Source organism: Acinetobacter sp. 1130196 (genome assembly GCF_000588095.1).
GTDB classification, from domain to species: Bacteria; Pseudomonadota; Gammaproteobacteria; order Pseudomonadales; family Moraxellaceae; genus Acinetobacter; species Acinetobacter nosocomialis.
In genome coordinates this window covers 55,286-79,537 of sequence record NZ_JFWX01000015.1, presented here as the reverse complement: position 1 = coordinate 79,537, position 24,252 = coordinate 55,286, and the positions used below count along the sequence as shown (strand labels likewise).

Here is a 24,252-nt window from a genome sequence, read left to right as displayed (position 1 = left end):
GATCGGATTTACACAGCACAACTACAAAAAACGATAGATGCCCTCTACATGGAGAATTATGGAGATTTTAAAGATCATATTTCCTATAAAAAGCCTTATCTGGCAATTACTCTCAATGATGAGTTGGAACTCTATTTCAGCTGTTTAAAAGTAGATGGTGTAAATCCTTTCTATGTTACCCAACCCGAAGTTTTACTTCATAACCTCTTAAGCAATACAACATCTAAAGTTTCGATTTCTGAAATTTTTAACTATTTAACTCAAGCAACTTGGTGGCCGTCACCACACCATCAAAAAGCGATTGATTATTGGCTAGACAACTTAGTAACGGCTGAAAAAATTCCTCAAATTTTACAGTCAGCACTTTCATTTTCTTCGCCTTTAATCAAAAGCGAGTTGCTATCGCTGGTCGCTGACCGCCCATTTCATCCATTCGCGCACTCAAAAGGTGAACTTGCCCCACTCACAACTCAAAAAGAAATTGAGGTGTATTGGTGGGCATTTAAGAAAGATGATGTGATCAATAATATGGAGTCAATTCCTCACAAAGAGCTTCTGTTATCAGAAGTTGAGGAAAGTCTTATTGTTGAAAAAATGGCTCAGCTTTCAGAGGACTACTTAGCCCTGCCTTTGCTAGAGACTCAACATCGCTATTTAAAGTTTGATGAAAATAAGTACGGTGGTATTGACCTGAACCATGTCACAACAATTGGTTTACCGACTTCTTCTTTAAGAACGCTTATTCACAACACAAAACCTACACTGCATTTAAAACTTTCGACCAATGCCAAGACATTAGGTGCAATCCGCTCTATGCCAGGCCGTTATTTAATGAATGGTCATACGGCGTATGATTTTTTAAATGACGTCATTAATAAAACTTCTTTATTAAAAAATCGCCTCTTTTTAAGTAATGAAACGCATTGGTGGGTGCTGGGTAAACAAGAGCCGATTGTAAAGAATTTAGGTGTAATTGGTTGCCAAGTCCGACATTTACCTGACTTTTGCCAAGACAAAAATGTCACACCAATCACTATGTCAGCTTTAAGCTGTACATATGTTGACCCTTGGGAAACTTTAGGCATTAAGGGTGACAAATGGACATTACTAAAAGACTTAAGCGTTCATTTTATTCAAACATTTTTAACGCTTTGGGCAAAAGGAATCATGCCTGAATGCCACGGGCAAAACACCATGGTGTGTTATGAAAATAACAAGTTGAAATGCTTTATTTTACGTGACCACGATACCTTAAGAATATGTACCACAGCCATTGAAGAAAGCGGTTTTATACCTCCGGTTTATATCATTGATACCAGTACACCGAACAATCTTATCTTTACTAAAAATGAAGACTTATTTAATTACTTCATTACCTTAGGGATTCAAATTAACCTCTACCCAATTGCTCTAGCTACCTTGAAATATACGGATCGTACAGAAAGCGATTTTTGGGAGATGGTACAAGACATTATTCAAGATTTTGTAGAAACCCAACCGATTTCAGAACAAACAAAATCACTAATTCAAACTTATCTTTTTGACAATAAGAATTGGCCATTCAAACAGCTACTTACGCCTTTACTTGCGCAAGAAAGCGACTCAACAGGCATGCCAAGTAAAATAGGAAGTACGCCAAACCCTTATCACAGCTTATCTGTTTCTAGCTATGAGACCATGGATATCTAAATCATGCGCTCATCTCGCCTAGATCATTTCATTATTTTGCTCTGTCAGTTTTTTTCCACTTTCGGGCTTATGGTGCTGATTCCGATCATGCCGCTCTATATGGAAAAACTGACGGCGCATATGAGTGCTCCCACTATCTGGGCAGGTTTGGCACTTGCGGCTCCGGCTATTGGCAGTTTATTTACAGCACCGATTGTGGGACACCTATCCGACACATTCGGCCATAAAAAGGCCTTGCTACTTTCTCTGGCTGGTTTTTGTATTTCAATACTGCTCATGGCGAGCGCCCAGCATTTATACCTGTTTATTTTTGCGCGAATTTTACTCGGTTTTTGCGGTCTCTCAGTCATTTTAAATGCCTATGTTTCATATCTTTCTAATGAACAACAACGTGGTGCCGCTTTTGGGCAACTACAAAGTAGTGTTGCGCTAGCTTGCCTATGTGGCCCCGTGCTCGGCGGGATATTTATGGATCAATGGCGGGTTGAAGTATTACTCAACGCAACAGCATTTGTTGTGATGACGCTCATTGTGATCGCGTCATTTGTATTAACTAATCCCGTTAAAGCAGAGGTCACAAAAACCAAAGAGAAATCTAAGCTTCCAGCTTTCTTTGATAGAACGATTTTTTCATGGTTAAGCGCCGGCATTTTGGTTCAAGCGGGCGGCTTTGGTTTGGTGTCATGCTTTGTTTTATACATTAGTGAAATAAGCCAAAGCACTCACTCATCGTTATCTGCTGCGAGTTTAACGGGAACCATTCATGCGCTTTCATGGGGAGCAGCCTTTATTGCTGCGACCTATTGGGGAAAACGAAATGATGATAAAGGAGATTCTTTTAATAACTTCATTTACGCATCTTTGATTTGCGGCATCACGATTTTTGCATTGATCTGGGTTTCGAATATCTGGCTAGTTCTTGTATTACGACTCATACAAGGCTTTTGCTTTGCAGCCCTTATTCCTTCGATCTTACATACCATTTCTCTAAAAGCTGGCGCTCAAAGCCAAGGAAAAGTGATTGGTATTTCTAACAGTGCCTTTGTCTTAGGGCAACTTATTGGCCCAATCACCATCACGCTCACTTACTCATTTTTCAATATTACCGCGGCATTAATCTGCACCTCACTATTTTTTATCGGTGCGGGATTAGTGGTGATTTTGAACAGATTCTTAATGGATACAATTTTAAAAGAGGCACAAGAATGAACTCAATTATTACAACAGATGCATGGTCTTATAAACTTTTCGAACAGTACCTGAATACTTTCTTTCGTGAACTCAAAGTGAATCTTGAAGAATGCATTATTCCAGCTCAAGACTCTCCTTTATTCACCCTATATGCAGAGCAACCAAATACCCTGTATTTTGCTTATACATTTCATGCATCTAACACGGTTGTTTATGGCGCAGTTCAGCACTTATCAACTACGGGTTATCACAGATATCAACGTGGTTTTGTTCTGCAAAATTTAAACGACAATACGTTTGACTCGCTCACCGACCCTAAACAGTTAGTGAAGCTGATTACAGATGAACTGAATAGCTTATTGAAAGATAAAAACCAAAATAAAAACCTGTATTCCGATATTACCAATAGTATCGAGAACACAAAATTCTTTTTAGAAAATAGACCTTCCAAAACAGCAACTAAAGCATTGAGTGGTTTTCAGGCTACTGAACAAGGCATGTTATATGGGCACCCTTTTCATGTGACCTCTAAAGCCAATTTAGGTTTTTCTAAAGAGGACATGAAAAAGTATAGCCCCGAGTTAGGTGCAAGTTTTCAACTCCATTACTTTGCGGTTCATTCGTCTTTAATACAAAAACTGGTCAGCGAGAACGAACCTTCTCACCATATTGAAGAGGAAGTTTTAGAAGCTGCGAAAAATCGTTTGCAAGAAAAATTAGCAAATTATGAACTCATGCCCACCCACCCTTGGCAAGCCAACTTCTTACTTCAACACCCATCTTTAAAGAAATATTTAGACAGCCAAGACGTGATCTATCTGGGCGCTTTAGGTCAAACGGTATGGCCGACCTCATCCGTTCGCACCGTGTGGCTACCTCGATCGAACCTATTCTTAAAGCTTTCAATTGATGTACGTATTACCAGTTTCATTCGTAATAACCCAATGGATGAAATGGAACGTGCCATTGATGCGAGCAAAATTATTATTAATCACAAGATTAATGAGCAATATCCCGACCTTTTGATTCTGCCGGAGTTAGAAGCAAAAACAGTCAAAATCCCAGAGCTTGAAAGTTCATTTGGCATTATTTATAGAGCGGGGCTTACGCCAGAGGTATTAGAAAATACCCGAATGCTCGGTGGCTTGGTTGAAGAAAACGAAAACCATGAAATCCCGCTTTTAAGCTTTATTCAGCAAGCAGCACCGAATCAAAACTTACAATCGACCGATGCGAAAGACTTCATTACTTTCTGGTGGAAACAGTACCTTAAAGTTTCACTTATTCCATTAGTTGAATTGTTTGCAAACAAAGGTATTAGCGTAGAAGCGCACATGCAAAACAGTTTAATGGAATTTAAAAACGGTTATCCGCATCGTCTTATTCTTCGAGACATGGAAGGCATTAGTATTGTTTCAGAAATGATAGAAGACGACTCATCTATTTCTGAAGATAGTACTGTTTGGTTCTCTCAAAAAGATGCTTGGACCTTTTTAAAATATTACCTCGTGATCAACCATATTGCTCATCTCATCAGTGCAATTGCACGAGTTACGGTAATTGAAGAATCTGAACTTTGGCAAGCCACCCGTCTTACCCTCACACAAGAAAACTTTACTGCCAAAGGCAAGCAGTACCGCGACTTATTAATTCATTCACTCACATTACCAATTAAGGCAAATATGTTAAATACGCTCTACCACAGTGGTGGCAATCCAATCTGGATTGAAGTTGAAAACCCTATTTATAAATATCGCGGCGCAGAAGCGCTTTGCCCTCTTCAACCAACACAACAAACCAATTATAAAACCCTTGCGGAAAATCGCGTGATGGGTCAATTATTAGAAGCGCTCATTTTTGAAAATACTTTTAAATACGAATTTTCTAAAGGTCAAATCAAGTTCTATATTTCCGATACCGTTTTCTATACCTGCGCGGCCAAACGACATTTTAGTTTTAAACGAATTAAGCTAGATCCTTCAAGCTTAATCCGTTCTGATATTACGTTAGACGCTGAAACTTGCCCTAACTTAAAAACGCTACTTGCCGACCTCAAAAATATTATTGAAGCTGACCCAGTTAAATGGCAAAACTTTAATGATGAACTCAATTTAACTTACGTTAAACATGCGCAAACTTTGAGCCAAGCACCTGCTCAACCTTTAAGAACTTTGCCTTACCTAGAACAAGAAGCGCGAATTACCAACGCCCATTTATATCACCCAAGCTTTAAGTCACGTATCGGCTTCGATTTAAAAGAAAATCAAAAATATGCACCCGAGCTTTCTGAAGGTTTTACGGTTCAATGGGTAGCGACTCATAACAGTTTATGCAAACTGGTTTTAAGTGAAACCATTAACTTAGAACAGCTTTATAAACAGCATTTTTCAGAGAAAGATCTACAAGCCATTAACGATCAATTGAAAGAGCAAAATGTAGATTTTAAAGATTATATCCTCACCCCAATTCATCCGTGGCAGTGGGATAAAATTATTGAATTGTATTATCAAGATGCGATTAGCAACCAACTGATCATTCCGTTAGATATTGAAGGTCCAACTTATTTACCACAGCAGTCGATTCGAACTTTATCAAATATTAGTGATATCTCGGCGCTTTCTCTTAAGTTGGCAATGAATTTGGTCAATACCTCGACCTCTCGCGTATTGGCACCACATACCGTTCAAAATGCGGCAAAAATGAGTGACTGGCTGTATAACATTGTTGAGCAAGACCATATTTTAGAAAAACAGCGTAAGCCTGTTATTTTAAGAGAGATTGGCGGTCTTTCAGTGAATCAGCAGATTGCCCTTCCTGTTCAATACGGCGCACTCGCCTGCATTTGGCGCGAAAGTATTTACAGCTACTTAAAAGAAGGTGAATCGGCCACGCCAGTAACAGGTTTGATGCAAGTTGATATTGACCAAAAACCTCTCATTGATGAGTGGATTCAAGAGTATGGTATCGAGTTCTGGTTAGAAAAATTACTCACCAATGCTTATCTACCCATCATGCATATTTTATGGTGCCACGGTCTCGCTTTAGAATCACATGCGCAAAACATGGTACTGATTCATAAAAATGGCTTACCAGTTAAAGCGGCCTTGAAAGATTTCCACGATGGAATTCGTTTTAGTCGTCATCTTTTACGCGAGCCGAATCTTTTACCTAACTTGCAAGATGCACCTAAAGAACACGCCAAAATTAACCCGAACTCGTTCTTGGAAACCCACTCTCCAAATGAGCTCAGAGACTTTACTCAAGATGCGCTTTGGTTTGTAAATCTGGCCGAGTTAGCAATTTTCTTAAATGAACATTATGACTTCGATGAAATCAAATTCTGGACCATGTTAAGAACCATCATCAATCAGCATAAAGAAGCTCACCCAGAGTTTATTGAGCGATATGAATTGTTTAACTTTACAGATGACACCATCGATATTGAACAGCTCGCAAGCCGTCGTTTTCTTCCGGAAATTCGCTTGAGAGTACAAACCACACCCAACCCGCTCAGCCTTATTAAGGAAATTGAATATGAATAAGCATTCGATTTCTTTTAAGAAACGAATAGCAAATGGCGAGACGCTCTACGGAATCTTTTGTTCCGTAGCTTCTCCGATTAATGTCGAGCAACTGGCACTTGCGGGCTACGACTTTATTATTATCGACTTGGAACATACTTTATTTAGTACGTCTCAAGTCGAGACCATGATTTTAGCTGCTAGAGCCATGCCTCTTGATGTGTTTGTAAGAGTGCCGTTAAACGCGAACCACCTCGTACTACCTCTGCTCGATGCAGGGGTAACGGGCATTGTGTTTCCGCGTATTGAAAATGCGGAGCAGGCTCAACAGGCGGTGAACTATTGCCACTATATGCCGCTTGGGCAAAGAGGACTCAACTCGACAAGATTAAATCGATACGGCATGGACGATTTAGCGAGTTTTGTTCAACAGGCTGCAAACGAAACGGTTGTCATTGCCATGATTGAAAGCTTGGAAGGACTACAACAACTTGATGAAATATTAAAAGTTGAAGGTATCGATATTATTCTGGAAGGTGCTGCCGACCTTTCTCAATCTATGGGAATGCCGTGGCAAACTAGCCATCCAAAAGTGAAAGAAAAAGTTCAAGAGATGTATTTAAAGACTAAAAATAGTCAAAAGCATTTCTGCGCCATTCCTCGACAACCTGAAGATATCGCGGCATGGAAACAACAATCTGTTCAGCTTTTTGTGCTCGGGGATGACCGCAGCATTATACGCCGTGCCCATCAAAACCATCTAAATACCTTTAAAGACATTTCATAACTGTTCACATCTTTTAAGGGGAATAAATGCCTATTCCCCTAATTCATTGAATAAATTTCAAATATATTATTTTAATGCAATTAATAATATTGTTAATTACAATGATTCTCATTTATAATTCGCTCAATTTAAAATCACTCTCAGGGCGAGACAATGGCAAATAAGAAAAGTAATAAACTTTTTACAAGAAAGTCTGAAGTTAAAAATATCATTCCACTTCTTTCACTTGGAGGAGCCATTATTCTTTCAAATTCGGCATTTGCCGCTTCACCTGCTGAAACCACAGAAACAGAAAAAAAGCCTGAAGCCCTCCCTACTATTACCATTACCGCTTCACGTGCAGATGAACTCTCTACCTCTGCCAAGCAAGTCACCAAGCTCGATGAAAAACAAATTGAACTTTTGAAAAATGGTTCGTCTGGCAACATTGCGACTGTTTTAGCCAAAGCCGTACCCGGCCTATCCGACTCAAGCCGAACTATTACTGACTATGGTCAAACTTTACGTGGCCGTAATGCGCTTATTTTGGTCGATGGCGTTCCAATGAACCTCACTCGTGATACAGCGAGAGGACTTTCAGCCATTGACCCTGAAAGTATTGCCAACATTGAAGTGATTCGTGGCAGTAACGCAATTTATGGTGGCGGTGCTGCGGGCGGTATTATTTCAATTACCACGAAAGCTGCGGGCGGTGAACCTACGGCTAAAACGGTCGTTGGACTTCAAACACCACTTACAAATCTACGTTCTAATGCTTTAAGTGGTGATATTCACCAGTATTTTACGGGCAGTTTTAACGCTTTTGACTATGCGCTCGACTTTGGTTATCAACGTATTGGTAGCCCATATGATGCAAGTGGTGACCGTGTTGCACCCGAACCAAGTCAGGGCGACCTTTACGACTCAAATGGCTATAGCATTGGCGGTAAGCTGGGTTATCACATTGATGACAACCAATACCTCCAGTTTGCTGCAAACTACTATAATGCTGAGCAAGACTCAGACTATGCATCTGACCCAAGTCCAAGTATTAAGAATGCTCCAGCTGGAACCGTACCAGCCAAAGCCATTAAAGGCTTAAAGCTCAAAGACCAAAATAAAAACGAAAACCAGATCTACAATTTAACCTATAACCATAAAGACTTTTTTGGTAATAAAGTTGATGCTCAAATTTATTACCGCGACTTCTTTACCCGTTTTTCACCGTTTGATGCCCGTGGAAATGCCAACCGTGGTAAACAAGTCGACCAGATTTATCAAGAAAATAATGTACTCGGTAGCCGCTTAACGGTGACCACTCCCCTTGAGTTTTTAGGTGATACCTCATTGGTTTGGGGTGGTGACTTTAGCCGTGAAAAAAGTGAGATGCCTTTAGATATTTTTGATCAAAAAATTTATGATCAATCGGGCGGCTTAGAGTTTGTAAAAATCGGCAAACTGATTTATTTACCTGAACTCACCACGCAAAGTGTCGGTGGTTTTGTACAGCTAAAACACCGCTTTAATGACCAATGGTCAGCAGAAGCTGGTACACGCTATGAAGACAGCTATGCGCAAATTGACAGCTTTGTTCCCTTATCACAATTAGGCAAAACCAACCCTTACACAGTTCCAGGTGGAAAAGTGAAAGCTGATGCATGGTTATACAATGCCAATGTGACTTTCTCACCAAACGACCAGCACTCAATTTATGCATCGTTTAACCAAGGTTTCCAGTTGCCTGATGTTGGCTTGATTATTCGTAATGCTGGTGAAGGTTTTAACCTTGGATCATCATTCTTAGAGCCTGTAAAAGTTGATAACTACGAACTTGGCTGGAAAGGTAACTTTAATAACTTCTCTTCAAGCTTAGCTGTATTCCACTCTACTTCTGACTTGGGTGCTGTTCAATCATTCAATAATGGTTTAGTGCTGGCTCGAACTAAAGAGAAAGTCACAGGTGTTGAAGCAACTTTTGACTACCTTGACGATGCAAATGTTTGGGGAACTGGTGGTAGCGTAACGTGGATGAAAGGCCGTGAGAAACCTCAAAATGGTGCTGAACAGGACATGACGGGCTTCCGTATTCCACCATTAAAACTAACAGGTTATATTTCTTATAGCCCAACTGAAACTTGGACAAACCGTCTACAAGCTACTTACTTCGGTTCAGAAGATTACCGTTTGAATGGTGTAAATAGTTTTGGTCGTTACGATGTAAAATCTTATACCACGGCAGATTTAATCAGTAGTTTTGCGCTTAACAAGAAAGACACCATGACCATTGGCCTAGAAAACATGTTTAACCGCAAGTACTACCCGCTTTATAGCCAATTATTAAGAACGAACGATAACACCAGCCACTTAGTTGCAAATGGTATAAAGCTTAAAGTGACTTATAGCCATAAGTGGTAAGAGCTTTGCTTAGCCCCTAATACAGTAAAAGCCCCAACCTCGGGGCTTTTATTATCTTTAGTATTTTATAAAAACATCGCTATAAAATATTCGAATTGTTTGTCCCGCTCATCTACATCGTTATGACTGAGCCTTTGGATAATGGTTCCTTCAATTATATGCAGAAGTAATTTGGCATCATGAAATGAAGCATCAGCTTTTAGTAATCTAAGCTGACTATAAATTTCATTGGTTATCCAAGTTCTATATTTAAGTGCGACCTGATAAGCATTTGAATAGGTATTTTTGGTTTCAAAAATGGCTTTAAATAATAAGTAATACAGCCCTTCCAAGTCCGTATGTACGTCATAAAGTGTTTTAAGTTTATTCGTTACGCTTGTGCTGTGATCATACTCAAACATAGCAATGACTTGGTCTTGCAGCCGTTCTTTTTGCACAAGTATGCAAATTTCAATAAATCGTGCTTTGGACTGGAAGTGATGATAAAAAGTCATTTTTGTAATTTCAGACTCTTTGATAATTCTGTCGACACCAACAAGATGGAATCCGTGATGGTGAAATAAATGAATTGCATGATTCACAACTTTTAAAGCACGTGTAGAAAGTACTAAAGGTGGCATATTTGTACCGTTTAAAATAATTTTTTGTTGTATATAAAAGAGATAGAAATGCCGTCACTCTTAAATTGAGCGCTAAAAACAGGCATGCAAAAGCAGCACAATAAAGGTGTGCTCGCCTATCTCGGGTTTATTGTTGCTATGATTTTTGAGTCGTAACGATTCTTAAGACGTAAAGACTTAGAGTCGATTAAACCGATTTATAGACTGTTTAAATGGTATGGACAGAGAGACTTTGGCAAAGGCCAATTTAGAAAAAGTAGGCATGAATGAAATCCTATATGCATAAAATTTCTGCCAATCACTGCTAAATGATTATGGTGGCAGAACGAAAGAGGGTTAGCAGACTGGGCATATAGAACCAGCACGCACAAGGCGTCCCCCTTCCGTCCTACCGCTACGAAGGGGGGACGAACGAGTTCGCCACCAAAAAATTGCTTTTTTGATGCGCTATACGCTCGCGGTCTGCTAAAACCGACTGGCAATGTAGGCCAGCAGGCAAAGAATAATCGGAGAGATTTGGGGTGTCAATGTGATATTGGCTAGAAAATGGATAAATAATTTTTTTGTTTTTCATTAGATTAGATTCGTTAATCTATTGAATAGAATATATTATATTTGCTTAACGCACTTTAAATTATAAATATGAATACGATCTACTCATTTATATAAGCATATGAGTGAATGAAGGCAGGTTGACAGACTGACACACAAGAATCAGCACGCATAAAGCGTCCCACCTCCATTCTACCGCAGAGAATAATAAGAGAGATTTTAAGTGTCAATGTGATATTGGCTAGAAATAAATCATTAAAAGTTTTAGTAAAACGAATTATTAATCCATTACATTATCTTTTATTTTTTGAGATTTAAAATTATCAGTAATATTTAAAGATACACCGATAAAATGAATCATAAAATCCATTTTATCGGCTTTGCTACAGAGGTTTTTTAAGATTCCATTTTATTTTCTAATATAGTTTGGAAACTCTTTTAAAACTGTGCTACATAATTGGCCTTTCATATCTTCACGTTTGCGTGCTTCAAATTGGTCCATACCTAATCTCATAACTTCTCTACCATACTTTTCACCTAGTTCATGTTTGGTACATTTGTCAGATTCATGAACTAATTCTTGTGAAGTATAGTGATAATTACAATCAAGTTGAGCACGGCTTAAAAAACCATGTAGTTGTACTGTTCTCTCGCAAGTTGTTCGTTGTATATAAGTTTTAGGCTCTTGAGCAGCATAAACTGATGTGCCTATCAATAAAGTGAAAGCTGTTACTAAAAAATTACGCATTATTTCCCCGATAAAATTATTAAAAGTATTAGTGGCAATGTTGCGGACGTATTAAATAATAATTGTGTATAAGTGTCTATTAATAATAAGAAAGTTAGATAAATCCTCTTATCTTTTGAATATTTCATCACCTTATTAAAATTATGGGATTAGTTTTATATGCACTTATAATGATTAAATTAAAATTTTGATGTAGGTTTAAATAACATACTTTATATTTTTCAATGAATGAGATTATAAAACCATATAAGAATAATTATAAAATAAAAATGAGAATTAACTTCATTAAATCGATAGATTTAGTTTATGAGAGTACCTAACAAATGTTTAAATAAATTTGTCAAATATAAAACTAAGCAGCAGATAAAGATAATTTCTTTTAGTGACTTTTCTTCAACTATAAAAGCAGTTTTCGAATCAAAAATTTCTAATATTTAATTTTTTATAAGATCCGCAAAGAGCACTGTTTAGTCACCCTTACTGAAACAGTGCTCTTTGCTTCATCACAACTCCTATCCAGTAGAGTTCGATGCATAGAAATAGTGTATGGCTGTGTCACTCAAAATGTTTACTGTATTTTCAGTTTTTTTTAAATGATCTCAGCATAAAAATCACGTATATTAAAAATTAACAGAAGAATCTTCTTTGGTTTATATTTTGAACAGCACAGAATACACACTAGATCGCATAGATCGGAAAATATTATCTGCCCTTCGTGGAAATGGACGCTTAACGGTTGCGCAGCTCGCCGAAGAAGTTGGGCTTTCATCTTCACCCTGCTGGACTCGACTCAAACGTTTAGAAAGTCTAAAAATTATTGAAGGCTATACAGTAAACGTAAACCCAAAAGCGATTGGTATTCACGAGTTGTTCTTTATTGAAATTACGCTAGAACGCCATGACGATGAAATGCTAGAAAACTTTAGTGAGGCTTTGGCAGACATTCCCGAAGTAATTGAAGCGCATTTAGTAACGGGTGACTATGATTACTTGGTGAAAGTGGCCGTAAAAGATGCCGAACATTACGAACGCTTTTTACGTAAAAAGCTCTATTCGATTAAAGGTATTCGGCATACGCGTTCAACCTTTGCCTTACGACCACTTAAATCTGCCAATACTGCCGATTTAATGTTGATTGAATAATTGAGTTATATAAGCCGCTTTAGGTGCTTCATTGTTTTAATTTGATTTTATTCAATGTTACACATAAAGCCTTTTTATCGGCTTCTTTAAGTTGAGGGTGCTGAACTGGCCACATATAGCTACAGCCATGAGGCGCCTTGTTATTATTTTTCTTAAGTTCATAGGCAATATTTTTTAGAAGTTCGGTGTTTAAAGAACTAATTTTTAAACGCACTTCACTTAAGTCTTGAGGCTTCCAGTTGGTTTCAGGGCTAGACAACCAGTCCGCACGATAACGATATTGAATTGCTTTAGCTACATCCATTTGCGCCACTATAAATGGCTTTACTGTTTCACTGTTCAGTCCAAAAGATTCGGCCGCAGAAAGTGATTGGTCGAGTACCTTCTTTTCTTGTGTTAAATCTTCAATCGGTAAATGCTGCTCTGCTTTATAGCCTGCGACATCTTTCATATAAGATAAACGTTCGTTAATTAAACGTGCTGTTTGCTCATATTGATAAGCTTGTGCCAGTGAAGAAAAGCACATCAAAGTTGCCACTGCAGTCGCCACTTTAACCGTTTGTTGAGCATACTTAATATTTAACATTTGAGTACCTGTAGAAATTATTGTTGTGCTGTCATTCCAAAGCAGTACTCTATTTTAAGAACACTCGAAAGTAAAATCTCACGATACGCTGAGCTCTTGGCTCCATGCAGAATCAGATTGGTGATAGATGTGCTGGCACACTTGTTTAACCGATGAAATAAAGTGCGGGTTTTGTCCCTCCCATTTTTCCACCATACAATACGCCACGTGTATACCTTTGGGTTGAAACTCTCTTGCCATCGACTGTGATAACGCTCGTATACTCGCAAACATACTTTGACTTAATACATCGTGATGAGCCGAATGATGAGATGGCGCTCCAAGAAAAATCACTGTACCCCGCTGCTGCTTTAACATAGGTTTCAGTACGAACTGTGACACGTTCACTGCACTTAAACCTGTGGTCTGCCAACTGTGTTCAATTTCTTCTAAAGATAAAGCTTCGATATTTGGCGCTGATGAAAAATTTGGCTGAAACACACATAACTCAATGGTATGACAATGCTCTGTTATATATTTCAGCAGACTTTTTAAATGCTTAGTTTTTATCAAGTTTAAGCGCACACTCGTCATGCCATCATTTACGTAACTTACTTGTATGTTCTGAACAGTAGAATCATGTATGACTTGATAAACATGTAATGGAGCTTGATGATTTTTATCCAAAATTACAAAGTCATGATTAAGTAGTTCTATATCATGGCCGGCAACCACAACACAGCCCTGCTTTTTTTGAAACTTCTGAAATATTGTTTTTAGCATATGAGTCTCTCAAAATTTTTCTTGGTATGGGCGTAAATCTAACTCATGTGTCCAAAGTTCAGGGCTTTGCAGGTAGAGCATCCAATAGTTTTCTACTATTGCATCAAGATTAAGCCCGCCTGTTCCACGTGTAAGACGCGCCAAACGGCCTAGCCCAAATAAAGCTTTATTAATTCTGTCACCATTTACCATTCCATCAATAATGACATGAGCAATATGAATGCCTTGTGTTTTATAAATTTGAGCTAGATTTAATGCATAAGCTCGCAAGGCAGATTTACCCATGGTAAAAGCAGCGAAAAACGGTTTTCCACGTAAAGAAGCACTCGCCCCAGTAAAAATAAGTGTGCCGTGATTTTGTTCTTTAAAAATTTTTAGGCAGCTTTGAGAAACCAAATAAGCTGATAAAAATGTGGATTGCCACATATCATTAAAAAACGATAGCGGGCTGCGTAAAAAAATTGAGGGAATATTTCCCCCAACATTATGAATAACAGCAGTAATACGTTCGTTTTGACTAGTAACGGTGTCAAATAGGGCCTGTACTTGATGTATATCTTCGGCATCTAAACGAAATGCGGTAGCTTCACCACCCTTTGCATGGATTTCGGCCGCGACTGCTTCAATTTTCTGGAAAGTTCGCCCAGCAACGTAAACTTTTAATCCTTCTCTTGCAAAACGATGACAAACGGCTGCTCCGATCCCCTGCGAAGCCCCGACACCAATAACAACTGCACAATCTCGTGTTTTATTCGGTGGTTCTAATGACATAGCCGTTTCACCCTGTTTGTTTTTTATACCATAAAGCAATAAACGGACGATTCAAAATTTCTTTACTAAACTTTTTACTTGTTCGAACGACTTCACCAAGTTGAGCAACCACGGCAATGTCTGCAATCGTCTGGTTATCTCCAACCAACCATTCGCTTTGTGATAAAACCTGCTCAATACGGTCTAAGTGTTTAATAAACTCTGCTTCAACATCTTCGGCTTTCATTCGGCCCAAGCCCTGAAAGAAAAGCTGTGTTTTTAATTCGGCTAAAATAAAAGCTTTCACCATCGGCTTTTCATACGCTGGGCGACCAATACTACTAATACGGATGGCTTCCTCTAAAGCTTCCGAATCATTTACTCTTAAATACACCTCATAAAAATAAAGAGACTCATCTGCCCAGTCTTCCCACAGTTCGGCAAGTGCTTTTTGATTTGGATCTTCGGGATAAAGTCGCGGTGTATCTGGATAGGCTTCATCTAAATAACGAGCAATACGGGTACTGTCTTGTATACGTTGCCCTTTATCATCAATAACGGGTACTTTCCCCACTTTACTCAGCAAAGGAACTTTGGCACCAAGAATGCCGTTATAGTTTACTGTATCAAATGGGATACCCTTAAATTTCAAAGCCCTTGAAATTTTTTGACAAAATGGAGAAATTTCCCACTGATGCAAAATAATATCTGACATTTATTCACCTTTATTTTTTAATTGCCTGTTTTACTTGCCAGTTCTTTTTTGGAACTAATCAATAAATATACAGAATACCTTTTTAAGTCAAACCATTTTTGATGACCTTCAAGTTTTAAAAGCTAAGAATTATTTGATTTGTATTATTTATATTTTAGCAATTTCTAACCAATACAATTTTAATTATAAGAAGCTCTGTCATAAAAGAGCCTCCCATATAGCTTTAAAATAATTAATAAGTCACTGTAACAACCACATTATCGGAGTAACTACCAGGTCTACTTGCAATCGTAGTACCTTGCGGAATTTTTCCATAAACTGTAGTCGTTTGAGCATTACCTGTTCCAGTACCAGACACTCCACCTGTGCCACCAATACTAGATACTCCACCCGTAGCATCCCACACCGAACTATAAGCAGCATCTTTATATAACTGGTAGGGAATAAACTCATTATTACTATTGGCCATACGCCTGAACCCTCCGCTTATACGGTTATTGCCATCCCCCAAATAAATCGTATAAGGCGTTCCATAGTTACATGTCGTATTTACAGCACCTTGTGTTGTGTAATCACGACTAGCCGTGCCAATATCATTAATATTGCCAAAATCTACATTCGAGGTTGAGTTTAATTGGCAAAGTGTTGGCACTACAAAATTTGCTGTTAAAATTACACTTCCAGAGTCCCAGCTGAGTAAATCACCTAAACATAACACTGATAGAAGATCCATATCCCAAAATAGTTGAACTGTAGCTGTATACGTTCCTTGAGGATAAGCAATTAGTGATCCTGTACGTGCGGGTACCTTCACATTTACCGAATAGCTAAGAACATTGTTTGAAGCGATAGTTACCACTGGACCATACCAAACATTGGAGGTTTGGTTGGTGGTAGAAGAACCTGCTCCACCTACAGTTGCAGTAACCGTATAGGGTAAGGTCACGTTATTATTCGCAGTGGTTGCTCCTGTAAATACGGTCTTCATACACATAAACGGAGAGATCTGAGGTATTATCCCTCCATTCGTACAAGTAATTGTTCCTGAAAAGTTTACCGTTGCATCACTATTAATATTTGCTGCCGTGTAGGTAAACGTATTATTGGTCGTTCCAGCTACCGTACAAGCAGCATGTGATGGACTAAAAAATGCATAAACGATATAAAATAAGCAAATACCTATAAAATATTTTAAAGACAATGAAAATTTTTTATAGCTCTCTCTTTGAGCCTTATTAATACTATTTACTGACATATATAAGGTCCCAATTTTTTAGTTGAGTACTGATTACTGTTATAAGTGAAGTTAACCTGGCATGAACCATGATCGAGAAGATCTACTTCAAGTTTGTTTTGTCTTAATAAGTTTGGAACGAATACTTCACCATCGTAGCCCACTACAGCATCTTGCTGTCCATTAATTCGAACGCTATAGCCTGGTAATAATGGTGAGTTGTTTTTATCAACCACTCTCACTAAACCTGAAATAACCTGATGAGCACCAAAGTCGACTAAAGTCCCTTGGCGATAGCCTACTACTGTTTTTTGATCTGTAGATTTAACATTCCAATTTAAAGGAAGATATGATGGATCTAAATAAATATGGTTCTCTCTATATGGCATAAGACTAGGAATAAGAAATCTTCCAGACTTGTCAGTTGTTCCTAGATTTATCCCACCATTTATAATTTGGCTTTGCGGTCCGGCATTGGTGACAACAGCATAACCATCCCCTATTTCATTGGCCGCAAATATACGTCCTGCCGCCGCAACCAACGATCCTGTCGCTGAAAGTGCCACTTGGTCATTATCCCCAATTCGGTTATAACGACCTGTCAGATACGCAGCCCTTGCTCGATAAGAACCATAGATCGATGCATTGTTAGTATGCGCATCCTGATCTCGCTCTACATATCCACCCCATCCAAATGAATTAATTTTTGGTTCCGATAAAACAAATACTTCTTGTCGGTAAGTCAGCCTGCCACTATCGCTAGATACGCTTGTAATCGCATTAGTTCTGGTAGATGGCGTATAGCGTAGCGCAAAGTAAATACCATAGTCCTTATGGTTTTCATAATCTTTATAAGCTGAACTATAAAAACCCCAGTTCTTGTTTAAACTTCCACTTAAGTTGGCAGACAGTAACTTATACGAGTTATCACTGTACTTGATCTGGTTATAACCGACATAAACACCATAGCCTGCATAAAAGTTATAGTTGATCCCTGCCCTAATAATCTCATCTGCCAGCGCGCTATAGCTAAGATAGTTTTGTGGCTCAGCACTAATCTGGTTTTCTTTTAAATATCGGATTTGAGACACACGGGCCAGATCAAAGTAGTTATCAAATACTTTGCGGTAACTGGTGTTAAATGAAATGTTCTTGCTAATACGCCCTTCTAAACCGACCAGAGCCGAATAGCCGTTTTCATCCTTATACTGACTGGCGGCAATATCGGCATTAATCACCCCCACACCAAACAAATTCTTGGCGAAACCTGTTCCTACGTTGGAAAGACCATCTGTTGAGGCTTCCACACCCCCACTTAAGGTTAGTGAATTGCTATAACCATAACGAATTGCACCAGAGGCAAAGGTGGCATCATCATAATCGTTTGAGTACAGCCCATAGTTATAGCGTGGAACCCCAACATCTACTGAAAACTCATTTATGCCTTTTGCCAGAATCTTCGATGAAAAGTAGTAAGGCTTTTTAGTAATGATTTGCTGACCTGTGGCATCAGTCGTCACCAGTGTGACTTCATTTCCTGAAATAAACGGCAGCTGTTTAATGTCAAATGGGCCTGACGGAACAAGGCCTGAATAAATCTTTTGCTGGTTAACGTATAAGTCCAGTGTTGAAGGCAGTGCCGCCGAACCGGAAAATTGCGGCAACGCCGAGGTAACAATATCACCACGCTGGGTATAGGCACTCGACCACTGCAAACCGGCAAGACGCACACTACTGCCCCAGTCCGAGCTGTTAGAAATAAAGTCACCTAGGGTATATATCCTGACTTTTTCAGGGTCTACATATTGCCATTTACTTTCCAGACGCACCCACTTCTCATGGCTATAGCTCGTTTCATTACTACCGTTATATAAAACGCCTGATGAAAAGTTACCGAGTGCACTATTAAAAATTCCTTCAGCTGAACCTGAGAAAATACTCTCATCATTGGTTATAGTGTGGTACAGGCTGTAGTTCAGGATTGCAGCATTTAAGGGTTTCATTTTCAGCAAGTTAGTGTTTGTAGTCGATTGACCATTTAAGTCAACAGAATAGTCACTCAACATGCTCGAAGGAACTTGTAAGTTTAAAGATTGCTCATTTTCCAGATATTTAAACTGGATTCCTTTAAGTTCATTAATACATACCCATTGGCTATCTGGAATATGCTCATCCATTTTCACTCTTAGCGTTTTTAAGTCGCCAGAACGAATATATAACTTTCCGTCCTTAGATTGTTTTACGGAAAACAAATCTTCTGAAGGATTAGAGTTAATAGAAATATTTAAAAATAACTGAATAAAATTAAGATTTTGCTCCTGTCCATTTGTCTTTTCCTGCGTATATTTATTATTGCCATCTATAGATTCAGGAACACTTGGAATCAAAGTATTCGTATGATCTACTAATTGTTCAGCAAATGAATGCGCTGGAAAGTACGCAACACATAAGACACCTATAATATATTTCATATAAGCCTCTTAAAGTGTGGTTTTCTTACCATTTACTGTCAGAGAAATACTATATTTATGATTTGGCTGATATGTAAAATTACTAATTGAATAACTTTTTGCTTGCTTTGCAAGAATATAGCCATTCACTGTATTTACCTTAATCGGATAACTCTTATTCTCTGTGTTATCTACAAGGGTTAAATCATTTAACAGTGCATGTCGATTCCCAACATTATTAATATTTAGGGAAGGTTCTTTTTGATGAGTATCAATTTTCCAATTTAGTTGAGTAATCGCATCTTTATTGACAACAAATACAGGTAATGACGAACGAAGCAATACATTTACACCTTGAGAAGCTTTTCGGCTATCAACAGGTTTGGGTAATTCATCAATAATAATACGGTAAGTTTTTTCACCAGAAATAGGCTCTGGATTAATTCTAACTACCCGTAAATTATAAGACTCATTAGGCTTTAGCTTTAAAAAAGGTGGACTAATATTGATTTCATCTGTAGGCGTTAATTGATCTTGCCCATTATTTTGAGTCCATTCAAATATACGTACCTGTAAATCAGCACTTTCATTTGACTGATTATATAAACTAATTGAAGATGCTTTCTGATGGCTTAAAATTTCCACTGTTACTGGTGAAAGACGGATTGTAGCTGCGTTAATAATGGTAGATAAAGATAAGAATAATCCCGTAATAATAAAAATATTTTTTTTCATGTTTTACTCAAATATATATCTTTTAATATATTAGCCCTTTCAAAAGGGCTAACAGTTTTTCTAATTTATACAAATTAATAAGTTACCGTTATTGTCACCGTATCAACATAGCTACCCGCACTTGGCAACGCTGAACCAGCAGGAATACGACCATATACGTTTACTGTTTGTACCGCACCACTCCCTGTACCACTATAAGCGGTTGTAGCAATTCCAATTGCAGTAGCACGTCCTGTATCTGAATATAAGTTATAAGGGATATATTCATTACTTGTTGCACCACCAATCATACGACGTTGGGTCGTTTGAGCATTTTTGCCGCCATCGAAAGCTAGAGTCCATGGCACAGTATTGTTACAAAGGACTTTAATTGAGGTACCTCCGGTCGTCGTGGTATCAGCATCTTCGTTAGTTGCGAGAGAGCTTAAAGTACCAAAGTCCAAAACAGCATTTGTGGTTGTACCTGTTGCAGATGTATTCAGGACACAACTATTTGTTACTGTCGCCTTAACAGTTAATGTCCCCGTTGCTGTAGCGGCGTTTGCTGCATTAAAAGAAAATAATCCTACAGCAATTGCCGATAAATAAAAAAAAGTCTTTTTCATGTCTAAAACCTTTTAAACTAAATTGTCGAATTAATAGATATAAAAAAATTAACTCTTATCCTTACAATCATTTTTATTTGACTGCTCTTTTAAAGCTTATTTTTTATCCTATTTTAGTCATCATACATAAAAATAATTAAAATGTATGAGTATGTTTTTATTTTTATTTCTATTTAATAAAATACCATTACACCAACTAACAAAACATTAACAAAAGTTAACAATCAAAATTACAAGAATTTGAATTATTTAAAATTAATAAATTACTATTAAAATTTATTTCCTAAATTTTAAATAAATATGTCAAAAATTTAGGTCTTTTAGATAAAAACCATAAGGATTAAAATTTAACTATACTATTTTTTGTCACATTAAAAGATATATTTAAAATAAATCATTAAAAACTCACTTTAACTAAAATAAATTATAGAGCGTATATAATTCTAATTTTTATGATGGGTAATATCGAACACTCTTTATTATGAAATTTATATAAAAATAAAGGCCTCTTAAGAGGCCTTTATTAAGTATATTTAAATAATTAAATACTCAACATACTATTTAAAGTTTCAGAAACATTTTTAGATTTCACTTTAGGCTGCAAGGCTTGTAAAGCCAGTTGCACTTGAGTGCGCTGAGGTTCTGCAAGCGTATACCAACGAGATAACACTTGTAATAAGCGTGAACCTAAAATCGGGTTTTTCTCGTCCAGATATTCTGCAAGATGAATAAAGTGAGCCACACCAAAGCCCCAAGTATTTTCAGGGTTATTTGACAAACCACCACTCACGGCGCGAATACGGTTTGGCGTAGTTAAGTCATAATCAGGATGTTGAGTTAAGTACTCAATTGTCTCAACTGTCGCATTTGGGTTTGCTGCCTGAATCATAAACCATTGGTCTAAAGACAATGCTTCGTCTTTAAAGCGATTATAGAAATCAGCAAGGGCTTCTTGTGCTTGAGGCGCATTTTGCCACACTAGTACACGTAGCGCACCTAAACGTTCAGACATATTGCCTGTGCTTTGATATTGCTCGTAAGCCAATTCAAACGCACTTTGGTCGCCCTGTCGCGCCATCATCATAAGCATAATGTTCTTTAATGCACGTACACCCATCGCTAAAGAAAATTCTTTTTGCAAGTCTGGGTCCAGGGTAAGGTAAGTCTCTTTCCAGAATGAACCCAAATCTTGTGCTAAACGATTCAGCAAGGCTTCACGTTTTACATGAATATCGGCTGGTGCATAGTTTTGATCAATACGACTACCCAAATAACCTTCAGTTGGTACATCAAATAAACGGGATGCTAAAAGTGGATCACGACCAACTAAATCAGGCAATGTACTTTGAATAGCTTGAATATAAGTATCCGCAGAGTGATCTTCTAACAAAATACGTTCAAGCAAGGTTTGTGTTGCTTGCCATTGGTTAAAACCATTTGTTTCATGCTGAATCAAGAATGCTAATTCTTCATCACTGTAATCGAATATCAGATTTACAGGTGCAGAGAAGTTACGTAATAGCGATGCAACTGGTTGCTCAGTCACACCTGTAAACTCGATAGTAGCTTCATCTTGGTCAAACAAATACACGCCATCTTTAACACCATTTACAAATAGGCTGTCGCTATGAAGTGTATATTGCTCACCTGTTTTAGCATTAAATAGCGCCAACGCTACAGGAATCGGAACAGCTTTTAAGTTTGGATATTTAGGATGTGCTTTTAGGCTTTGTTTAAAACTTAAACGGTAAGTTTGTGCTGCTGCATCATACTCACCTTTCGCTTCAAGCTTTGGTGTACCTGGTTGGTTATACCAAGTTAAGAATGCAGATAAATCGACACCTGAACCTGCTGACAATGCTGCAACCCAGTCTTCTACAGTTACGGCTTGTCCATCATGACGGCGGAAATATTCATCCGTTCCCTGACGGAATTTTTCTTTACCTAGTAATGTCGACATCATGCGGTTAATTTCCGCACCTTTTTCATAAACAGTCGCTGTATAGAAGTTATTAATTTCTACAAAGTGGTCTGGGCGTGGAGGGTGCGACAATGGACCTGCATCTTCTGGGAATTGATGCGATTTAAGAACAGCGACATCGTCAATACGTTGAACCGCAGCAGATTGTAAATCTTCCGAGAAAGATTGATCACGGAATACAGTTAAACCTTCTTTTAAGCACAACTGGAACCAGTCACGGCAAGTAATACGGTTCCCTGTCCAGTTGTGGAAATATTCATGGGCAATCACAGACTGTACACGCATAATCGCTGCGTCAGTTGTATATTCTTCATCGGCAAGTACACATGAGGTATTAAAGATATTTAAACCTTTATTTTCCATTGCACCCATGTTGAACTGGCTCACCGCCACAATCATATAGTTGTCGAGATCATAAGCACGGCCGTAGTGTTCTTCATCCCAACGCATAGAATGCTTTAATGCTTCCATCGCGATATGGCATTTTGGAATATCTTTCTCAATCGCATAGATTTCTAAAGCGACATCACGCCCTTCTGAAGTGGTATATCGGTCTTTAAGAACAGCTAAATCACCAATCACACAAGCAAACAAATAACTTGGCTTTTTAGTCGGGTCTTGCCAGATCGCAAAGTGACGGTTTTCACCAACTTCACCTGTTTCAAGCAAGTTACCGTTAGCAAGTAATACCGGATATTTTTTGTCTGCTTCTACACGTGTAGTAAAAACTGAAAGTACGTCTGGACGGTCTGGATAGAAGGTAATTTTGCGGAAACCTTCAGGCTCATTTTGCGTTACAAACAAGTCACCAGCTTTATATAAACCTTCAAGCTGAGTGTTGGTTTCAGGGTGAATAATAACTTGAGTTTGTAAAATGACTTCATCTGGTGCATCAGTGATCACCAGTTGTTCACTATCGAGTGAATATTGTGCAGGAGTAAGATCTTGTCCATTGAGCTGAATAGATTGCAACTCAAGATCACGGCCCAATAGCACCAAGTCTCCGGCAGTTTGACGCTTCATGACCAATGTTGAATCAACAATTGTTTTATCGTCATAGACTTGAATATCAAGATTAATTGATTCAACCAAGAACGCAGGTTTTTGATAATCTTTTAAATAAACTGTTTGATCTGCCTGAACTGGAGGCTGCGCCGCAATATTCATCTTTATTCCTTATATACTTTTCGGAAACCGTAGTACGAATTTTATGAATTTGATCATATACATTCATACATACTATGTTTGTTTACCTTTATAAAATTAATGGGACTTCATTTATACATTTCAAATTAGAATCGTCTTTTATTAGCACAGATTAGACCAAAATTACGATAATCGCTGCTTATATAATCAATCTATACAATAAAAATAAAACTACTTTCGCTTTTAACATTTTTGAGGAGCTGCTTACATTTTGGGCATGGTTCTTGCCTTATCAAATATACCAGTATAAGTATTTCAATCAGAACAAGAGGAACTCACTATGGAATTAAAAACTTATTTACATCGATTAGAAAATATTAAAGCGATTCATGATCTAGATGCAGCAGGACTCGACCATCATGTGATTGCCGTGTTCTTGTCTGCCGAAGGTATTTCAATGACTGCTCAGGAGGTAACCACTATCGTTAATACTTATGACGCCTTAGGTAAAGTGAAATTACCAAGTAAAAAAGTGCAGGCACTTATCAATGCCAAAAAACTTGGACAAAATGATGAGACCTTACCGTGCCCTGTTTAATCTTAACTTTTAACCTCTTATGAAAACCTAAAGTCAAAACAAAGA

At 38.0% G+C, this 24,252-nt stretch carries 18 protein-coding genes; 7 read left to right on the top strand and 11 right to left on the bottom strand.

Annotated elements, in window-relative coordinates:
* Positions 1-48 precede the first annotated feature (48 nt).
* The 5 genes from J671_RS13780 to J671_RS13760 all read left to right on the top strand — a co-directional run bounded on the left by J671_RS13780 (position 49) and on the right by J671_RS13760 (position 9,582).
* Entirely contained in the window at positions 49-1,689 is a 1,641-nt protein-coding gene (locus tag J671_RS13780; RefSeq protein WP_081404902.1) for an IucA/IucC family protein, read from the top strand.
* Positions 1,690-1,692: 3 nt separating this feature from the next.
* Positions 1,693-2,898, top strand: coding sequence for an MFS transporter (locus tag J671_RS13775; RefSeq protein ID WP_031982624.1), 1,206 nt, complete (start codon positions 1,693-1,695; stop codon positions 2,896-2,898).
* Positions 2,895-6,422 (top strand): IucA/IucC family protein, encoded by a 3,528-nt coding sequence (locus J671_RS13770; protein WP_031982623.1) that lies wholly within the window; start codon positions 2,895-2,897, stop codon positions 6,420-6,422. Before J671_RS13775 ends, J671_RS13770 begins: the two co-directional genes overlap by 4 nt.
* Positions 6,415-7,188, top strand: coding sequence for an HpcH/HpaI aldolase family protein (locus tag J671_RS13765; protein WP_031982621.1), 774 nt, complete (start codon positions 6,415-6,417; stop codon positions 7,186-7,188). The genes J671_RS13770 and J671_RS13765 overlap by 8 nt, the downstream gene beginning before the upstream one ends.
* A gap of 153 nt (positions 7,189-7,341) precedes the next feature.
* Entirely contained in the window at positions 7,342-9,582 is a 2,241-nt protein-coding gene (locus tag J671_RS13760) for a TonB-dependent receptor (RefSeq protein WP_031982620.1), read from the top strand.
* Positions 9,583-9,647: 65 nt separating this feature from the next.
* On the opposite strand, the gene J671_RS13755 is transcribed toward J671_RS13760, so the two are convergent.
* Positions 9,648-10,202, bottom strand: coding sequence for a TetR/AcrR family transcriptional regulator (locus tag J671_RS13755; protein ID WP_031982619.1), 555 nt, complete (start codon positions 10,200-10,202; stop codon positions 9,648-9,650).
* Between the two features lie 961 nt (positions 10,203-11,163).
* Positions 11,164-11,502, bottom strand: a complete 339-nt coding sequence (locus tag J671_RS13750) for a hypothetical protein (protein ID WP_031982617.1) — start codon at positions 11,500-11,502, stop codon at positions 11,164-11,166.
* A gap of 657 nt (positions 11,503-12,159) precedes the next feature.
* On the opposite strand from J671_RS13750, the gene J671_RS13745 reads away from it, so the two are divergent.
* Positions 12,160-12,645, top strand: a complete 486-nt coding sequence (locus J671_RS13745; RefSeq protein WP_031982616.1) for an Lrp/AsnC family transcriptional regulator — start codon at positions 12,160-12,162, stop codon at positions 12,643-12,645.
* 28 nt (positions 12,646-12,673) lie between these two features.
* Here J671_RS13745 and J671_RS13740 read toward each other — a convergent pair whose 3' ends face one another.
* From J671_RS13740 to pepN, 9 genes are all read right to left on the bottom strand, one after another.
* The gene (locus J671_RS13740; protein WP_031982615.1) at positions 12,674-13,231 is read right to left on the bottom strand and encodes a chorismate mutase; all 558 of its coding nucleotides are present in this window, start codon (positions 13,229-13,231) and stop codon (positions 12,674-12,676) included.
* Positions 13,232-13,309: 78 nt separating this feature from the next.
* Positions 13,310-13,993 (bottom strand): SDR family NAD(P)-dependent oxidoreductase, encoded by a 684-nt coding sequence (locus J671_RS13735; protein WP_031982613.1) that lies wholly within the window; start codon positions 13,991-13,993, stop codon positions 13,310-13,312.
* Between the two features lie 9 nt (positions 13,994-14,002).
* Positions 14,003-14,764: an SDR family NAD(P)-dependent oxidoreductase gene (locus tag J671_RS13730; RefSeq protein ID WP_031982612.1), complete on the bottom strand. Its 762-nt coding sequence runs from the start codon at positions 14,762-14,764 to the stop codon at positions 14,003-14,005.
* Positions 14,765-14,771: 7 nt separating this feature from the next.
* The gene (locus J671_RS13725; protein ID WP_031982611.1) at positions 14,772-15,458 is read right to left on the bottom strand and encodes a glutathione S-transferase family protein; all 687 of its coding nucleotides are present in this window, start codon (positions 15,456-15,458) and stop codon (positions 14,772-14,774) included.
* A gap of 232 nt (positions 15,459-15,690) precedes the next feature.
* Positions 15,691-16,713: a spore coat U domain-containing protein gene (locus J671_RS13720; RefSeq protein WP_031982610.1), complete on the bottom strand. Its 1,023-nt coding sequence runs from the start codon at positions 16,711-16,713 to the stop codon at positions 15,691-15,693.
* On the bottom strand, positions 16,704-19,163 hold the full coding sequence (locus J671_RS13715; RefSeq protein ID WP_031982608.1) for a fimbria/pilus outer membrane usher protein: 2,460 nt from the start codon (positions 19,161-19,163) through the stop codon (positions 16,704-16,706). Before J671_RS13715 ends, J671_RS13720 begins: the two co-directional genes overlap by 10 nt.
* A gap of 9 nt (positions 19,164-19,172) precedes the next feature.
* Complete coding sequence (locus J671_RS13710) at positions 19,173-19,877, bottom strand: molecular chaperone (protein ID WP_017393250.1); 705 nt, start codon at positions 19,875-19,877, stop codon at positions 19,173-19,175.
* A gap of 74 nt (positions 19,878-19,951) precedes the next feature.
* Entirely contained in the window at positions 19,952-20,482 is a 531-nt protein-coding gene (locus J671_RS13705; RefSeq protein WP_004886579.1) for a spore coat U domain-containing protein, read from the bottom strand.
* A gap of 541 nt (positions 20,483-21,023) precedes the next feature.
* A complete protein-coding gene (pepN, locus tag J671_RS13700) occupies positions 21,024-23,630 on the bottom strand; it encodes an aminopeptidase N (RefSeq protein WP_031982607.1) in 2,607 nt (868 codons plus the stop codon).
* Between the two features lie 319 nt (positions 23,631-23,949).
* Between pepN and J671_RS13695 the strand changes: the two genes are divergently transcribed.
* Complete coding sequence (locus J671_RS13695; RefSeq protein ID WP_002049016.1) at positions 23,950-24,207, top strand: hypothetical protein; 258 nt, start codon at positions 23,950-23,952, stop codon at positions 24,205-24,207.
* Positions 24,208-24,252 lie beyond the last annotated feature (45 nt).

Coding starts and splice junctions, on each gene's coding strand:
- J671_RS13780 (WP_081404902.1), top strand. CDS start 49: ATGGAGAATTATGGAGATTTTAAAGATCATATTTCCTATAAAAAGCCT.
- J671_RS13775 (WP_031982624.1), top strand. CDS start 1,693: ATGCGCTCATCTCGCCTAGATCATTTCATTATTTTGCTCTGTCAGTTT.
- J671_RS13770 (WP_031982623.1), top strand. CDS start 2,895: ATGAACTCAATTATTACAACAGATGCATGGTCTTATAAACTTTTCGAA.
- J671_RS13765 (WP_031982621.1), top strand. CDS start 6,415: ATGAATAAGCATTCGATTTCTTTTAAGAAACGAATAGCAAATGGCGAG.
- J671_RS13760 (WP_031982620.1), top strand. CDS start 7,342: ATGGCAAATAAGAAAAGTAATAAACTTTTTACAAGAAAGTCTGAAGTT.
- J671_RS13755 (WP_031982619.1), bottom strand. CDS start 10,202: ATGCCACCTTTAGTACTTTCTACACGTGCTTTAAAAGTTGTGAATCAT.
- J671_RS13750 (WP_031982617.1), bottom strand. CDS start 11,502: ATGCGTAATTTTTTAGTAACAGCTTTCACTTTATTGATAGGCACATCA.
- J671_RS13740 (WP_031982615.1), bottom strand. CDS start 13,231: ATGTTAAATATTAAGTATGCTCAACAAACGGTTAAAGTGGCGACTGCA.
- J671_RS13735 (WP_031982613.1), bottom strand. CDS start 13,993: ATGCTAAAAACAATATTTCAGAAGTTTCAAAAAAAGCAGGGCTGTGTT.
- J671_RS13730 (WP_031982612.1), bottom strand. CDS start 14,764: ATGTCATTAGAACCACCGAATAAAACACGAGATTGTGCAGTTGTTATT.
- J671_RS13725 (WP_031982611.1), bottom strand. CDS start 15,458: ATGTCAGATATTATTTTGCATCAGTGGGAAATTTCTCCATTTTGTCAA.
- J671_RS13720 (WP_031982610.1), bottom strand. CDS start 16,713: ATGTCAGTAAATAGTATTAATAAGGCTCAAAGAGAGAGCTATAAAAAA.
- J671_RS13715 (WP_031982608.1), bottom strand. CDS start 19,163: ATGAAATATATTATAGGTGTCTTATGTGTTGCGTACTTTCCAGCGCAT.
- J671_RS13710 (WP_017393250.1), bottom strand. CDS start 19,877: ATGAAAAAAAATATTTTTATTATTACGGGATTATTCTTATCTTTATCT.
- J671_RS13705 (WP_004886579.1), bottom strand. CDS start 20,482: ATGAAAAAGACTTTTTTTTATTTATCGGCAATTGCTGTAGGATTATTT.
- pepN (WP_031982607.1), bottom strand. CDS start 23,630: ATGAATATTGCGGCGCAGCCTCCAGTTCAGGCAGATCAAACAGTTTAT.
- J671_RS13695 (WP_002049016.1), top strand. CDS start 23,950: ATGGAATTAAAAACTTATTTACATCGATTAGAAAATATTAAAGCGATT.